General features: G+C 72.6%; 10 protein-coding genes. 9 read left to right on the top strand and 1 reads right to left on the bottom strand.

The features are described from left to right. Positions 1-60: 60 nt before the first annotated feature. The 4 genes from ACIGYR_RS23510 (at position 61) to ACIGYR_RS23525 (ending at position 6,818) form a co-directional block, all read left to right on the top strand. Positions 61-1,602, top strand: coding sequence for a DUF4331 domain-containing protein (locus tag ACIGYR_RS23510; RefSeq protein ID WP_399601187.1), 1,542 nt, complete (start codon positions 61-63; stop codon positions 1,600-1,602). Between the two features lie 87 nt (positions 1,603-1,689). Next, complete coding sequence (locus tag ACIGYR_RS23515; protein ID WP_400014296.1) at positions 1,690-3,468, top strand: hypothetical protein; 1,779 nt, start codon at positions 1,690-1,692, stop codon at positions 3,466-3,468. Next, positions 3,465-5,120, top strand: coding sequence for a nickel transporter (locus ACIGYR_RS23520; RefSeq protein WP_399601193.1), 1,656 nt, complete (start codon positions 3,465-3,467; stop codon positions 5,118-5,120). The genes ACIGYR_RS23515 and ACIGYR_RS23520 overlap by 4 nt, the downstream gene beginning before the upstream one ends. Before the next feature lie 45 nt (positions 5,121-5,165). Continuing rightward, positions 5,166-6,818: a serine/threonine-protein kinase gene (locus ACIGYR_RS23525; protein ID WP_399601196.1), complete on the top strand. Its 1,653-nt coding sequence runs from the start codon at positions 5,166-5,168 to the stop codon at positions 6,816-6,818. A 69-nt stretch (positions 6,819-6,887) separates the two neighbouring features. On the opposite strand, the gene ACIGYR_RS23530 is transcribed toward ACIGYR_RS23525, so the two are convergent. Beyond that, positions 6,888-7,694 carry an SGNH/GDSL hydrolase family protein gene (locus tag ACIGYR_RS23530; RefSeq protein WP_399601198.1) on the bottom strand — a complete coding sequence of 269 codons (807 nt, stop codon included), beginning with the start codon at positions 7,692-7,694 and terminating at the stop codon, positions 6,888-6,890. 297 nt (positions 7,695-7,991) lie between these two features. On the opposite strand from ACIGYR_RS23530, the gene ACIGYR_RS23535 reads away from it, so the two are divergent. The 5 genes from ACIGYR_RS23535 to ACIGYR_RS23555 all read left to right on the top strand — a co-directional run bounded on the left by ACIGYR_RS23535 (position 7,992) and on the right by ACIGYR_RS23555 (position 15,405). After that, the gene (locus ACIGYR_RS23535; RefSeq protein WP_399601201.1) at positions 7,992-8,423 is read left to right on the top strand and encodes a hypothetical protein; all 432 of its coding nucleotides are present in this window, start codon (positions 7,992-7,994) and stop codon (positions 8,421-8,423) included. Between the two features lie 414 nt (positions 8,424-8,837). Continuing rightward, positions 8,838-9,659, top strand: a complete 822-nt coding sequence (locus ACIGYR_RS23540) for a glycosyltransferase family 2 protein (RefSeq protein WP_399601204.1) — start codon at positions 8,838-8,840, stop codon at positions 9,657-9,659. Further along, positions 9,656-10,741 (top strand): glycosyltransferase, encoded by a 1,086-nt coding sequence (locus ACIGYR_RS23545; RefSeq protein ID WP_399601207.1) that lies wholly within the window; start codon positions 9,656-9,658, stop codon positions 10,739-10,741. Before ACIGYR_RS23540 ends, ACIGYR_RS23545 begins: the two co-directional genes overlap by 4 nt. Further along, complete coding sequence (locus ACIGYR_RS23550; protein ID WP_399601210.1) at positions 10,734-11,534, top strand: polysaccharide deacetylase family protein; 801 nt, start codon at positions 10,734-10,736, stop codon at positions 11,532-11,534. The genes ACIGYR_RS23545 and ACIGYR_RS23550 overlap by 8 nt, the downstream gene beginning before the upstream one ends. Continuing rightward, on the top strand, positions 11,527-15,405 hold the full coding sequence (locus tag ACIGYR_RS23555; protein ID WP_399601213.1) for a lipopolysaccharide biosynthesis protein: 3,879 nt from the start codon (positions 11,527-11,529) through the stop codon (positions 15,403-15,405). Before ACIGYR_RS23550 ends, ACIGYR_RS23555 begins: the two co-directional genes overlap by 8 nt. Positions 15,406-15,407 lie beyond the last annotated feature (2 nt).

The following is a 15,407-nucleotide window of genomic DNA, read 5'->3' on the forward strand; positions in this document are numbered from 1 at the left end:
CGGCGGCCCCGCTCCGTATACCCGTCCGTCAAAGGCAAGTCGGCACTGAGGACGGACGGCATGACACCTGTTTTCTCCAGGAGCGGCACGGGACGTGCGGGCCTGGTCACGCTCATCTGCGGCGCGCTGGCCGCCGGAGGGCTCACGGCCGCCGGCGTCGCCACGCTGGCACCCGGGGCGGCCTCCGCCTCCTCCCACCGCGAGGCCCCGCTGATCTCGGGCACCCCGCAGTACGACAACACCGACCTGTACGCGTTCGTCAGTCCGGACAAGCCCGACACGACGACGATCGTGGCGAACTGGATCCCCTTCGAGGAGCCGGCCGGCGGTCCGAACTTCTACACGTTCGCCGACGACGCCCAGTACGACCTGCACATCGACAACAACGGTGACGCGCAGGGCGAGTTGGTGTTCCGCTACACCTTCAAGACCCACACCAAGAACGGTGACACCTTCCTCTACAACACGGGTCCGGTCACCAACCTCGCCGACCCCGACCTCAACATCACGCAGACCTACGACCTCGACCTCATCCACCTGAAGAACGGGCACGAGATGTCGAGGACGAAGCTCGCCGACGACGTGCCGGCCGCGCCGTCCGACGTCGGCAAGGCGTCCATGCCGGACTACGGCAAGCTCCGCTCGCAGGCCGTCTACAAGACGGCGGGAGGCACGACGACCTTCGCCGGACAGGCGGACGACCCGTTCTTCCTGGACCTGCGGGTCTTCGACCTGCTGTACGGCGGGAACCTCAGCGAGGTCGGCCGGGACACCCTCAAGGGCTACAACGTCAACACCATCGCCCTCCAGGTGCCGAACGACCTGATCCGGGAGTCCGCCCACCAGCCGATCGTCGGCATCTGGTCGACCACCCAGCGCCGTAACGCGCAGGGCTACTACAGCCAGGTCTCGCGACTGGGCAATCCGCTGGTCAACGAGGTCGTCAACCCGCAGAAGGACAAGGACAGGTTCAACGCCTCGGAGCCCGCGTACGACGCGCAGTTCCTGAAGAACGTCACCAACCCCGAGCTGCCGAAGCTCATCGAGTCCATCTACAAGATCAAGGCACCCGCCGAGCCGCGCAACGACCTGGTCGACGTGTTCCTCAAGGGCGTCAAGGGCCTCAACCAGCCGCCGAACGTCAAGGCTTCGGAGCAGCTGCGGCTGAACACCTCGGTCAAGCCGAGCATGCATCCCAAGCGGCTGGGTGTGCTGGACGGCGACAACGCGGGCTTCCCGAACGGCCGTCGGCTCACCGATGACGTGATCGACGAGGCGCTCCAGGTCGTGGAGGGCGAACTGGTGGGGTCCAAGAACGACTTGGGTGACGCCGTGGACAAGAACGACAAGAAGTTCGAGAAGTACTTCCCATACGTCGCCGAGCCCACGGCCGGTTCGCGCGGCCGGCTCGCCAAGGGCACGACTGCGGGCACGGACGTGCGCAGCCAGCTCGGGGACGCCCTCCAGCCGGCCGGGTCGTCCGCCGGTGGCTCCGGCAACACCATGCTGATCGCCGCCTCCGCGGCCTCCGGTGCGGCCGGGATCCTGCTCATCGGCACCGCCTTCGCGTGGTGGCGCCGGCGCATGCAGCGCGCGTACTGACCCCCGCACCCACCGAGACCGGCGCGGCCCGCTTCCCCCCGCCCCCACGACGGGCCGCGCCTTCACCCGACCGACGGAGGAGAAGGCATGGGCCCGCGCGGGCAGAACGACGAGCAGGACGGACAGACGGCACGCACGACCGGGGACGGCCTTCCCCAGCCGCCTTCGACTCCGCACCCGGAAACCGCTGGCACGCGCCCGGGCCACGACGAGAGCAAGGATCCCCGTGAGCACGCGACCGGCTACGGGAGCGAGGGTGCCCGCGAACACACCACCGCCGACGGGAGCGAAGGCGCCCGAGAGCACCAGACCGGTGACGAGAGCGAAGGCGCCCGCGAACACACCACCGCCGACGAGAGCGAAGGCGCCCGAGAGCACGAGACCGGTGACGGGGGCGAGCCTGCCGCCGGCGAAGGGGACATGCCCGGGGGCGAGCCTGCCGCCGAGGAAGGGGGCGGGGCCGGGGGCGAGCCTGCCGCCGAGGAAGGGGACCGGGCCGGGGGCGACGAGCGCGTCGCCGCCGTCCGTCGGGTCGGTGCCGTCGGGCGCCGCCGACGAGCCGCGCAACTGGCCGTCGGCGCGGCCCTGTTGGCGGTCGCCATGACCGGTGGTGCCATCGCGCTCGGGGCCGACCGGGGGCCGGCGTCCCAGCCGGTGGCCGCCGGCGCGGTCGACCCCGGTGTGCTGGGCGGCGCGAACCTGGACGCGAGCATCACCGCGCTCCAGGCCCATCTGCGCTCCCAGCCGAAGGACGCCGGCGGCTGGGCCACCCTCGGCCTGGCCTACGTCGAGCAGGCGCGCACCAAGGGCGACCCGGCCCGCTACCCACAGGCGGAGCAGGCGCTGCGACGGTCCCTGTCGCTGGCGCCGGACAACGACCAGGCCCTGGCCGGCCGCGCCGCCCTCGCAGCCGCCCGGCACGACTTCAGCAACGCCCTGACCTTCGCGGACGCGGCCCTGCGGCGGAACCCGTACAGCGAGCGCGCGCTGTCCTCCCGGATCGACGCCCTGGTCGAACTCGGCCGGTACGCCGACGCGTCGAGGGCCGCGAAGACCGCCGACGCGCGCAGGCCGGGCGTGCCGGTGTTCACCCGGTACGCCTATGTGCACGAGCTGGCCGGCGACGTGACCACGGCACGCCGCGTCCTCGAACAGGCGCTGGCCGCCGCCACCTCACCGGGCGACACGGCGTACGTGGCCGCACAGCTCGGCCAACTCGCCTGGAACCAGGGCGACCACAAGACCGCACTCGCCTACTACGCCCGTGCCCTGGCCGCCGACGACGGCTACCTCCCCGCGCTGGAGGGCCGCGCCCGCGCCCGGGCGGCCGGCGGTGACCGGGCCGCGGCGATCAAGGACATGGAGGCGGTGGTGGCCCGCGCACCGCTGCCCGGTCCGCTGGTCGAGCTGGGCGAGCTGTACGAGGCGCGGGGAGCGGCCGGCGACCGCGCACGGGCCCGGCGGCAGTACGCCCTGGTCGACGCCTGGACCGCGCTGGCCCGCGCCAACGGCGTCGATGCCGACCTGGACACCGCGCTGGCCGCCGCCGACCACGGCGACAGGCCGGCCGCCCTGCGCGCGGCCCGTGCCGAGTGGGCCCGGCGGCACACGGTGCACACCGCGGACGCCCTCGCCTGGGCCCTGCACGTCAACGGCCATGACGAGGAAGCCCTCCCCTATGCGCGCCGGGCCACGGCCACCGGTTACCGCAACGCCGCCTTCCGCTACCACCGGGGCGTGATCGAACTGGCCACGGGCCACCGGGCGGCCGGCCGCGCCTCGCTCGCCTCCGCGCTGAGGCTGAACCCCGGTTTCTCCCCGCTGGGCGCCGCACGGGCCCGTGAGGCACTGGAGGGATCCGCGTGAAGCCGCGTCTGCTCTGCGTCCTCCTCGCCGTGTCCGCCCTGGCGCTCCTCCCGGCCGGCACCGCGAGCGCGCACCCCCTGGGCAACTTCACCGTGAACCGCTACGACGGCCTGGTCGCCGCCCCCGGACAGCTCCGCGTGGACCACGTGGAGGACCTCGCCGAGATCCCGGCGACGCAGGCGAAGCCCGAGGTCGAGCGGCTGGGGCTGAACGCGTGGGCCCGGCAGCGGTGCGCACGGGCCGCCGTCGGCAGCGGGCTCAGTGTGAACGGGCGTACGACCACCCTGACGGCCGCCCGCAGCAGCGCGCGGCTGCGCCCCGGTCAGGCCGGTCTCGACACCCTGCGCGTGGAGTGCCGGCTGACCGCGCCGCTCCCCCGCGGTGCCACCGTCACCCTCGGCTTCCACAGCGCCGGGGCCGCCGGCGGGCCGGGGTGGCGGGAGATCACGGCGCGGGGTGACCGGATGACGCTCACCGCGACGGACGTACCGAGGGCGTCGGTCTCCCGGGAACTGACCGTCTATCCCAAGGACTTGCTGTCCTCCCCCGCCGACACCGGCACGGCGTCCCTGCGGGTGCGGCCCGGCGGGCCTGCGCTCACGGCGGACGCGGAGCGGCAGGAGGCGCCGGCCGCCGGCGTGCTCCCCCGGGGTGCCGACCGCTGGACCCAGGCCCTGGACGACCTCGTGGCCCGGCAGGACCTCACCGTCGGCTTCGCCGCGCTGGCCCTGCTCATCGCCCTCGTGCTGGGCGCGATGCACGCCCTCGCACCGGGCCACGGCAAGACGCTGATGGCCGCCACGGCGGCGGCGCGCGGGGGCCGGGCCCGGCCGCGGGACGTGCTGCCGCTGGCCGCCTCGGTCACCGTGACCCACACCCTGGGTGTGGTCGCCCTGGGCCTCCTCGTCACGGCCGGCTCCGCCGCCACGCCCACGGTGATCTCCTGGCTGGGCATCGCCGGCGGCGCCCTGGTGCTGGCAGCCGGCGTGACGCTCGTACGCCGCGCTTGGCCCAGCCGCGCGCACACGGCGGTCGCGCCCTCGGCAGAGGTCGTGCCGAGGCAATTGGCGACGGTGGGCGCCGGCCACGGCACCACCCACCACCACCACCACAACGATGGGGACCACACCCATGGGGGCCACATCCACGGGGGCCACACCCACGGGGGCCACACCCACACCCACGACGGCCACAGCCACACGCATGGGGAGCGCAGCCATAGGGAGCACGCCCACGGCGGCCACACCCACACTCACGGCGGCCACACCCATACGCACGGCGGTCACACCCACACCCACCCCACCGCCCCGACCCTCCGCGGCACGATCCTGCTCGGGTTCGCCGGCGGCCTGGTGCCCAGCCCCTCCGCCGTCGTCGTGCTGGTCGGTGCCGCGGCGCTGGGCAAGGCGTGGTTCGGGCTGCTGCTCGTCGTGGCGTACGGGGCGGGTCTCGCGCTGACCCTCACCGCCGCCGGTTTCGCCGTCGTCCGGCTGGGCGCGGGGGCGGCGCGGATGCTGGAACGGCGCCCGCGCTGGACCGGCCACCCGCTGACCGCCCTGGTGCGCCGGACCCTGCCGCTCGTGTCGGCGCTGGTCGTGCTGGCGCTGGGCACGGGATTGGTGCTCAAGGGGGCCGCATCCGCGCTCGGCTGAGCTACTTTTGTGGAGAATTCGCGCGAGATGCCGTGGGGGGCGCCCGTGTCCGAAGAGCCGGGCCGTGAACGTGTGATCGCGGGCCGCTACCGTCTGCTGTCCCCGCTGGGCGAGGGCGGCATGGGGACTGTGTGGCGCGCCCTGGACGAGGTGCTGCACCGCGAGGTGGCCGTCAAGGAAGTGCGGGCTCCGGCGGGGCTGCCCGGCCCCGAGATCGAGCGGATGTACGCGCGCCTGGAGCGCGAGGCATGGGCGGCGGCCCGGGTCGCGAACCGCAACGTGGTCACGGTGTACGACGTCGCGATGGAGGGCGGACGGCCATGGATCGTGATGGAGCTGGTGCGCGGGCTGTCCCTCGCCGACCGGCTGGAGGCGGAGGGGCCCCTGCCGCCGGCGCACGCCGCGCGCGTCGGCGCCGAGGTGCTGTCCGCGCTGCGCGCCGCCCACTCCGTGGGGGTGCTGCACCGGGACGTGAAGCCGGCGAACGTGCTGCTGGCCGATGACGGCCGGGTGGTCCTCACCGATTTCGGGATCGCCACCGTGGAGGGCAGTTCGGCGCTGACCATGACCGGCGAGATGGTCGGCTCACCCGAGTTCCTGGCGCCGGAGCGGGCGTTGGGCCGGACGCCGGGCCCCGAGTCGGACCTGTGGTCGCTCGGGGTGCTGCTGTACGCGTCCGTCGAGGGCATCTCCCCGTTCCGGCAGGACACACCGCTCAGCACGCTGCGGGCCGTGGTGGACGAGGAGTTGCCACCGCCGCGCCGGGCGGGGCCGCTCGCTGCCGTCATCAGGGAACTGCTGCGCAAGGACCCCGCCGAGCGGCCGGCGGCGGAGCGGGTGGAACGGGAGCTGCGGCTGGTCGCGGCGGGCGGGGCGGCCCGGCCGGACACGGCGGCACCGGTGTCGCCGTACGTGCCGACGACGATGTCCTGGGCTTCGGAGCCGTCCCGCACCCCGCCGGCGCCCCTGCCCGGCGGGTATGCGAACCCCGGCGCCACGGCCGTCGAGCCGGACCGGCGGCCCGAGCGCCACCGCCGCGCCGGCATCGTGCTGGTCGCGGGTGTGCTGGCCGTTGTGCTGGCCCTGGCGGGACTGACGTACGCGTTGCTGAACCGCGACGACGGCACCAAGCGGGGGGACGACACCGCGAGCACCGGACGGGCCGGCGGCGGGGCGCACTCCCCGACGCCGAGCGGCGGCAGCGGCGGCAGCGGCAGCGGCAGCGGCAGCGGCAGTACGGAGACGGACTCGGACACCGCGGCGCAGTCCCCCACGCACAGCGGCGCCTCGGGGAGCGGACAGCCGGTCCAGTCGGTGCGTGTGACGCTGACGGGGGCGCACACGGAGTACTCCGGGAGCTGTCCGCCGCCGGCCGCGCAGGCACCGGCGTTCACGGCGCAGTTCACGGTGGGGCGGTTGCCCGCGCAGGTCGAGTACCGGTGGGTGCTCGGGCACGGATCGGTGTCGGACCCCGGCTGGAAGACGCTGCCGTTCCCGGCGGAGGGCCCGCGCACCCGTCGACAGCAGGTGACGGTGACGACGTACGCCACGGGCGGGACGATCGAGAACGAGATCAGCGTGGAGGTGCGCGGTCCGGTACGGGCCACGTCGGACTCGGTGCCGTTCTCGGTGACCTGTACGACGGCGGCGGAGACCCCGACGGACGGAGCCTCCGCCTCACCGTCGGGCTCGCCCTGAGGAACCACCGGGGGGAACGGCCCGGGAGACAGCCCGGAAGGTTCACCTGGAAGAGCGGGCCCGTACGGGTCATGCCGCGTTCGTGAACACCGGCAGGTAGCCACCGGACTGACCGGACGCGGTCGGGTGGTAGGACTCGCCGATGTTGAGCCAGTTGACGCTGTGCAGCCAGGAGTTGCTGGAGCAGATCTCGTGGCCGGCGAACGTGGTGCGGACGTCGCCGAAGACGAAGTTGTGGGCGGTGGCGCGGGCCTTGATGGCGGCGTCGATGAGGTCGGCGGCGTCGTTGATCGCGGACCGCTTGGTCTCCGAGAGGCCGAGGCACGACTGGCCGAGCAGGTAGAAGCGGGGGTAGCCGATGACGACCACCCGGGCGGACGGTGCTTTGGCGCTGATCGCGTTGTAGACGGTGTCCAGCTTGCCGGGAAGCGTGTTGGCGACGTACGCCCTGGCGGTGTCGATCTTGGAGATGCAGGAGCTGTCGGACTGGAGCACACAGGTCGTCATGACGTCGGAGAAGCCCGCGTCGTTGCCGCCGATGCTGATGGACACCAGTGAGGTGGAGGAGTTCAGCGAGCCGAGCTGACCCGAGAGCACGTCGTCCGTCGTCGCGCCCGAGCAGGCGTTGAAGGCGAACGAGGAGGGGCTGTGGGCGGCGTTCCACAGGTAGGGGTACGCCTTCGTGCTCCGGTTGCAGCTGCCGCTTGAGCTGATGTAGCTGCCGGAGCCCACTCCGGAGGAGTAGGAGTCGCCGAGAGCTACGTAACCGCCGGCCGCGGCGGTCGAGGACGCGTGCGCCGAAGCGGCCCCGGTGAGTCCGAGGCCGGCGGCGAGGAGGAGCGAGGTCACGAATCCGGTAAGTCGGGAACGTCTCATGGAACCTCCCTTTAGCAGGATCTCTGCCTTGACTTTCGTATCAACTACGCGTGTTGACGGGAAGTGTCCATGCCAAGACTTTTTCTCTCTCAACAGGATCAACTCAAGACGTTCACGGCTCATCTATTGCGCGTGCACGTCGCATCCGTTGACCACCCGTCACCTCACCCGCCCCGTACGGCCGCCTGGCGGCCGCGGGGGAACACCTGTGCCCGGGAGGACGTCGTCTTGACGGCCTGCCGGTGGCTGCGCCACATTGAAGCCCGGCATCCGGCGCGTCGGGGGGCAAAGTCGCCAATGCAGACCATAGGTAGCAAGACACCTTCACCGGACGACGCCGAGGCGGACGCCGACGGGACGCGGCCAGGGCCGGGGAGGGGCCTGTCACCGCTGCTCGCCGGAGCCGCGACCGCCGTCTCGGCGGCCGGCGCGTCGCTCGCGTTCATCGACTCCGACTCACCCCTGCGCGCTCCCTGCGCGCTGCTGTTCCTGCTCGCGGCGCCGGCCGTGGCGATCGCCACGGCGCTGCGCGGGCTGGATCCTCTGGGCCGGGCGGTCACCGCTCTGGCCGGCGCGATCGTCGCCGACATGCTGATCGCCCAGGGCATGTTGGCGGTGCACCGCTGGTCGGCCCGGGGCGGGGTGGTCGCGGTGGCCGTACTGAGCCTGCTGATCCTGCTGTCGACCCTCTTCCGGACACGAAAATCCGGAAATCGCACACAAGACTGAACAAGACGGGGCAAGGTTGTGCAATGGTCAAACAACTGGAAAAGTAAGGCAGACTTCCCGGTCTTGCCCTTAAGGTGCAACCGTCAATACCGTCTACATCTCACCCGCACCGGTGCGTCGCACCAGGCTCCAGGGAGGGGTTCAGGAGCCGTGGCGTTTCCGGGGCGGGGCGCGGTAGGGGGGTGCCGTGCTCGGTGACCGCAACTGTGACCGAGCCGTGCCGCGCGGCCGGCTGCCGTCTTTTCCCGGCAACCCGGCCAGCTTTGCCAGCTCGTCAGCGGAAACGGAGATCTCCACGGACCTCGGTCCGTGGGCCGGTCTGCCGTGCCGAAGACGAGAACCCCCCTTTCGAACCGGACACAGAGCCGGGCCGCCCCGGGCGGGCGGTCCACCGGACGAGAGGGAAAAAGACGCATGAGTTCCGTTCTGCATCCGCCTGGTTCGGGTCGGGATCCCCTGATCACCACCCGCTACCAGCCCATCTCCTCTCACCTGGCGATCACTCCGCCGGTGAGCGTGGTGATTCCCGCGATGAACGAGGCGGAGAATCTGCCCTACGTCTTCAAGACCCTGCCGGGCTGGGTACACGAAGTGGTCCTGGTGGACGGCAATTCCAGGGACGACACCGTCGAGGTGGCGCGTTCCCTGTGGCCGGACGTCAAGGTCGTCGGGCAGCGGGGCAAAGGCAAGGGGGATGCCCTGATCACCGGGTTCGAGGCATGCACCGGTGACATCATCGTGATGGTCGACGCGGACGGCTCGGCCGACGGCGGCGAGATCGTCTCGTACGTCTCCGCCCTGGTCTCCGGGGCCGACTTCGCCAAGGGGTCGCGGTTCGCCAACGGCGGCGGCACGGACGACATGACCTTCATCCGCAAACTCGGCAACCGGGCACTGTGCGCCGTCGTCAACGGCAAGTTCGGCGCCCGCTACACCGACCTGTGCTACGGGTACAACGCCTTCTGGCGGCACTGCCTGGACAAGATCGACCTGGACTGCACCGGCTTCGAGGTCGAGACGCTGATGAACATCAGAGTGGTCAAGGCGGGGCTGAAGGTGCAGGAGATCCCGAGCCACGAGTACCTCCGCATCCACGGCACCAGCAACCTGCGGGCCGTCCGGGACGGGCTGAGAGTACTGAAGGTGATCCTGAAGGAGCGGTCCAACCGGCGTGACCTGCGCCGCCGCATCCACCACTCCCCGCTGCTGCGCACCGGGCAGGGAGAGGTCTCTTGACGGATCCCGGCATCTCCGTCGTGATCTGCGTGTACACCGAGGACCGCTGGGAGGACATCCTCGCGGCGGTCTCCTCGGTGCGCGCGCAGTCGTACCCGGCGCTGGAGACACTCCTCGTCGTCGACCACAACCCGGCCCTGCACGACCGGCTGGCCCACGAGTACAAGGAGAGCGACGGCGTCCGTGTGCTGCCCAACGCCGGGCCTCGCGGCCTGTCCTCCGGGCGCAACACCGGCATCACCGCCTCCCGCGGCGAGGTGATCGCCTTCCTGGACGACGACGCCGTGGCCGAGCGGGACTGGCTGCGCCACTTCGCCGCCGGGTACGCCGACCCGCACGTGCTGGCGGTCGGCGGCCGGACGGTGCCCAGCTGGGCGTCGGGCCGGCGGCCGGCCTGGTTCCCGGAGGAGTTCGACTGGGTCGTGGGCTGCACCTACCGGGGACTCCCGCCCGGCCGGGTCCGGGTCCGCAACGTCCTCGGCGGCAACGCCTCCTTCCGGCGTACGGCGTTCGAGGCGGCGGGCGGCTTCGCCACCGGCATCGGCCGCGACGGCGACCGCCGGCCCCTGGGCTGCGAGGAGACGGAGTTGTGCATCCGCCTCACCCGCGCCCGCCCCGACGCCGTCCTGCTCATCGACGACCGGGCGGTGATCCACCACCGGGTGCCCCGGCCCCGGGAGCGCTTCGCCTACTTCCGCACCCGCACCTTTGCCGAGGGGCTGTCCAAGGCCCTGGTGGCGCGCAGCGTCGGCGTGGACAAGGGCCTGGAGTCCGAACGCCGGTACACCACCCGGGTGTTGCCGACCGGGATCGCCCGGGGCCTCAGGGACGCCCTGCTCGGCCGGCCGGGCGGAGCGGGGCGCGCGGGCGCGATCGTCGCCGGGCTGCTGAGCGCCGCCGGGGGCTACGCGGCGGGCAGTCTGCGGGCACGGCGCGGCGGCACGACGTTCTCCTCGGCACCGATCCGGACGCCGCTCCCGGCACCCGACCGGACTCCGGGCCAGGCACCCGACCGGACTCCAGCCCAGGCACCCGACCGGACTCCGGCCCAGGCACCGATACCAGGGGGCGCCCATGAGTGACACGCCCGTGCCCATCCTCATGTACCACTCCGTCGCGGCCGACCCCAGCGACGCCACCCGGGCCCTGTCGGTCGCGCCGGAGGCGTTCGCCGAGCAGATGGCGCTCATCGCCGCCCTGGACCTGACCCCGCTCACCACCGCGGACCTGGCGTCCCGCTGGCGCTCGGCCCGCCCACTGCCCGCCCGGCCGGTGCTGATCACCTTCGACGACGGCTACGAAGGAGTGCACCGGCACGCCCTGCCCGTGCTCGCCGGGCACGGCTTCCCGGCCACACTGTTCGTCTCCACCGGATGGCTCAGGGGCGAGCACGACACCGGGGGCGGCCCGGACACCATGCTCGACTGGCGACAGGTGCGCGAACTGGCCGCCGCCGGCGTCGAGATCGGCGGGCACAGCCACACCCACCCGCAGCTCGACCAGCTGGACGACGCCGGGCTGCGCGCGGAGCTGAGCCGCTGCACGCGGATCGTCAGTGCCGAACTCGGCGCGACCCCGGTGTCGTTCGCCTACCCGTACGGCTACTCCAGCCGCCGGGTGCGACGCGCCGTGCGCGCTGCCGGGTACGCCCAGGCGCTCGCCGTCGGCAACGCCCTGGCCCGCCGCCGCCAGGGCCCGTACGCCCTGGAGCGGGTCACGGTCCGCCGGAGCACCGGCGCCGAGGAGTTCGAGCGGTTGCTCCTCGGCCGGTCCGTCGCCCGCACCTTCGCCAGGGACCACGCCCTCACCAAGGGGTACGCCCTCGTCCGCAGAGCCCGCCAGGTCCGCCGGAAGGCCATCCGAACCCGTGTCTGACACGACCACCACGACCGAGACCGAGACGCCGGACACCCCGGTGCCCGCGAGGACCGGGCGCCGGCTGCGGCTGCCCGGCAGCGGCCGGTCCGGCGGCAGCCCGCTGTTCCGCAACGCCTATGCGCTGATGCTCAACACCGGCATCTCCGCCGTCCTCGGGCTCGGCTTCTGGCTGGCCGCGGCACGCTACTACTCCGACTCGGCGGTCGGTCAGGGGTCGGCCGCCATCGCCGCGATGAAGTTCCTCGCCGGGCTGACCGCGGTGACCCTGACCGGTGCCCTGGCCCGTTTCATCCCGGTGGCCGGGTACCACACCGGCCGACTCATCTTCCGTACGTACGCGGGCAGTTCACTGATCGTGGTGCTGGCCGCCGGTGTCTTCCTGCTGACGCTGGACGCGTGGGGGCCGTCGTACCGCTTCCTGCACGGGACCCTCAACGGGCTCGGATTCCTCGTGGCCGTCGCCGCCTGGAACCTGCTCACCCTGCAGGACGGTGTGCTGACCGGGCTGCGCAGCGCGCCCTGGGTGGCGGTCGGCAACACCGCGTTCTCGGCGGTGAAACTGGCCCTGCTGGCCGCGTTCGCCGTCGCCCTCCCCACCAGCGGGGTCTTCGTGTCCTGGGTGGCCGCCATCGCCACCTCGGTGGTACCGCTGGGCTGGCTGGTGTTCCGGCGGCTGGTGCCCCGGCACGTCAAGGCGACCGAGGACCATGGCAGGCCACCGACGGTCAAGGAGATGGGCAGGTTCCTGGCCGGGGACTACACCGGCTCGCTGTTCTCGCTCGCCGTGGTCTACCTCGTACCGGTGATCATCGCGGCGCGGGTCAGCTCCGAGGAGAACGCCTACTTCTACATCGCCGCCACCATCGGCGGTACGACCGACCTGCTGGCCGTCAACATGGGCGCGTCGCTCACGGTCGAGGGGTCGCACGACCCGGCGCGACTGGCCGCCAACACCCGTGCCGCGCTGAAGCGGATGGCCCGGATCATGCTGCCGGTGGCGGGGGTGCTGTTCTTCGGCGCGCCCTGGATCCTCGGCGTGTTCGGTGAGGGCTACGCGCAGGCGGCGACCCCGCTGCTGCGCTGGCTCGCCGTCGGCTCGGTGCTGCGGGTCGTGATCGAGACGTACTTCGCGGTGCTGCGCGCACAGAGCCGCACCGCCGGACTCGCCTGGCTCCAGGGTCTGTTGTGCTTGCTGGCGCTCGGCCTGACCCTGCTGTTCCTGCCGCGTACGGGCCTGACCGGGGCGGGCATCGCCGAGGCCGTCAGCATCGCGGTGATCGTGGCCATCACCGCGCCTAGGCTGTGGCGGACGGTCCGGGCCGCACCGGGCAAGGTGCCCGAGGCGGCGGCACCGGACGGGGACCTGGCCGACCTCGGACCGCTCCCCCGCTCCCCGCTGCTCACCCGCTCCCGGCCGCGGCCGGACGGGGGAATCCCGGTGGGTGGGGGGACCGACACCGTCGCGGCCTCCTCTCCGGCGCACCGGCAGGGTCCCGCCTGGGCCCTGGACGCCGACACTCTGGCGCTCGGCGTCCAGGCGGACTTCGACCACGCGGAACGCCGGCCGGACGTCCGCCCGGGCCCGGGCACCCGGCCCGCGGGCACCGCCGTGCCGCTGTCGGCGGCACGGACGGAACCGGTGGCCGAGCCCGAGGACGCCGTCCCCGTGGGCGCCCTGCCGAAGGACGCCGTACCGGAAGACGCCGTACCGGAAGACGCCGACCCGGAAGACGCCGTACCGGAAGACTTCGTGCCCGACGATGCCGTACCCGACGATGCCGTACCCGACGGTGCCGCACCGGAAGACGCCGTACCCGAAGACGCCGTGCCGGAAGAGCCGCCGCGAGTCAGGCGTGGCCGGTGGCTGCCCACCCGTGCCGGAGTCGTCCTCGGCTGTCTGCTCGTCGCCGCGCTGCTGCTGTACTGGGTGCCGGCGCTGCGGCTCGGCGAGGCCGACCTGGACCGGATGGGCGGGCTCGGGCTGGTCTCCGTGCTGCCGCCGGCGACGACGGCCGGGGCGGTCCTGCTGATCGCCGTCTTCGCCGCGCTGCTCCGGCTGCGCCGCGAGCACCGGGCGCTGTTGCTGCTCACGCTGCTGGCGACGGTGGTGTCCCTGCACGCGCTGCCCGCGGTGATCGAACCCGAGCCGCGGTTCCCGACCGCCTGGCAGCACCTGGGGTTCATCGACTACATCGACCGCACCGACTCCGCCGTCCCGGACCTGGACGCGCGCTGGAGCTGGCCGGGCTTCTTCGCGGTGGCCGCGTTCGTCGGCCGGGCCTGCGGGATCACCGACTTCACCGAGGTCATCCGCTGGTGGCCGACCGCCGTCCAACTCGCCTATCTGGCACCGATGTTCCTGCTCACGCGGGCGCTGCGGGCGAGCTGGCGGGCGAAGTGGACCGGTCTCTGGCTCTTCGTGCTGAGCGGTTGGGTCGGCCAGGACTACTTCTCCCCGCAGGGCTTCACCTATCTGCTGTACCTGGTGTTCGTGGCGGTCCTGCTGGTCTGGTTCCGCCCGCCACGGGTGATCTGGACGAGGTTCCGTCCCGGCGAGGCCGAGGTGGAGCCGGCCGGCCGACGGCAACGCGCGCTGCTGCTGCTGTTGTTGATCGGCCTGTACGCCGCGAGCGTGCCCGCGCACCAGCTCACCCCGTTCGTGATGCTGGGTGTGCTCACGGCCCTGGTCCTGCTCGGCCGGTCCGAACTGCGCGGTCTGCCACTGCTGTGCGCGGTGCTGGTGGCGGTCTGGGTGGGCTTCATGGCCGAGCCGTACTGGTCCGGGCACTTCGACGAACTGTTCGGGGGGGTCGGCGGGGTCGGCAGCAACGTGTCCACCTCGGTCTCCGGCCGTATCCAGGGCGGGAGTTCGACCCACAAGCTGGTGCTGTACGCCCGGGTGCTGCTGGCCGGGTCGGTGCTGGCCCTGGCCTGCTGGGGCTGGTGGCGGCGGCGCTCGCACCGGTACCGCGAACGGTGCCTGCCGGTCCTCACCTTCGTGCCGTTCCTGGGCTTCGGCATGCAGTCGTACGGCGGTGAGATGGCGCTGCGCGTCTTCATGTTCGCGGTGCCGGGTGCGGCCCTGCTCGGCGGGCTGGCGCTCTTCCCGCGCACCGGTGGCGCCGCGACAGCGCGTCGGCCGCTGCTGGCGCCGGTGGCAGCACTGCTCGCCGGGGTGCTGCTGATGGGCGGCTTCCTGGTGGCTCGCTGGGGCAACGAGCCGTTCGAGCGGACCCGGCCCGGTGAGGTCGCGGCCATGGACTGGGTGTACGCCCACGACAGGCCGTCGGTCCGGTTGCTGTGGCTGACCCAGGACCCGGTCAACGACGTGACGCCGGCGCTGCCGTGGGGCGCGCGGGACATGGAGCGGGTGAACTATGTGCCGACACAGGCGCCGGCCGACCCGGTGCTGGTGGCCGGCCTGGTCAAGGCGCTCAAGGGCGCCGGTCCGAACTCGTATCTGATGATCAACCGGAGTCAGGTGACGTACCTGGAGCTGGACGCGGGTTACCCGGCGACCTGGGAGCCCCGGCTGATCGGGAACCTGGACGGCCGGCCGGAGCTGACGCGGGTCCTGGTCAACGCGGACGTGACCGTGTACGCGCTGCGCACCGCGCCGCCGGGCCCGGTGCCGAAGCCGGATCCGGGGCCGATCGGACCGCAGGTGACCTGGACATCGTGGTCGGTGGTCGGTGCGCTGGCCGCCGTGGTCCTGGTCCTGCTGTTGTCCGCCCGCGAGCTGGTGCGGGTCGCGGCCCGGCCGAGCGTGCGCCGACTACGGCTGCTCCAGGGCTCTTTCTGGTTCTCGCTGCCGCTGCTGGCGGTGGTCCTGGCCTCACTGGTGCAGCGGTTCCTGACCATGAAGTGACG

It is taken from the genome of Streptomyces sp. NPDC053076, assembly GCF_044546845.1.
Classification (GTDB): domain Bacteria; phylum Actinomycetota; class Actinomycetes; order Streptomycetales; family Streptomycetaceae; genus Streptomyces.

Bases quoted from the DNA above. Each gene is read 5' to 3' on its own strand.
- ACIGYR_RS23530 (WP_399601198.1), bottom strand. From the start codon at position 7,694: ATGAGACGTTCCCGACTTACCGGATTCGTGACCTCGCTCCTCCTCGCC.
- ACIGYR_RS23550 (WP_399601210.1), top strand. From the start codon at position 10,734: ATGAGTGACACGCCCGTGCCCATCCTCATGTACCACTCCGTCGCGGCC.
- ACIGYR_RS23540 (WP_399601204.1), top strand. From the start codon at position 8,838: ATGAGTTCCGTTCTGCATCCGCCTGGTTCGGGTCGGGATCCCCTGATC.
- ACIGYR_RS23535 (WP_399601201.1), top strand. From the start codon at position 7,992: ATGCAGACCATAGGTAGCAAGACACCTTCACCGGACGACGCCGAGGCG.
- ACIGYR_RS23515 (WP_400014296.1), top strand. From the start codon at position 1,690: ATGGGCCCGCGCGGGCAGAACGACGAGCAGGACGGACAGACGGCACGC.
- ACIGYR_RS23510 (WP_399601187.1), top strand. From the start codon at position 61: ATGACACCTGTTTTCTCCAGGAGCGGCACGGGACGTGCGGGCCTGGTC.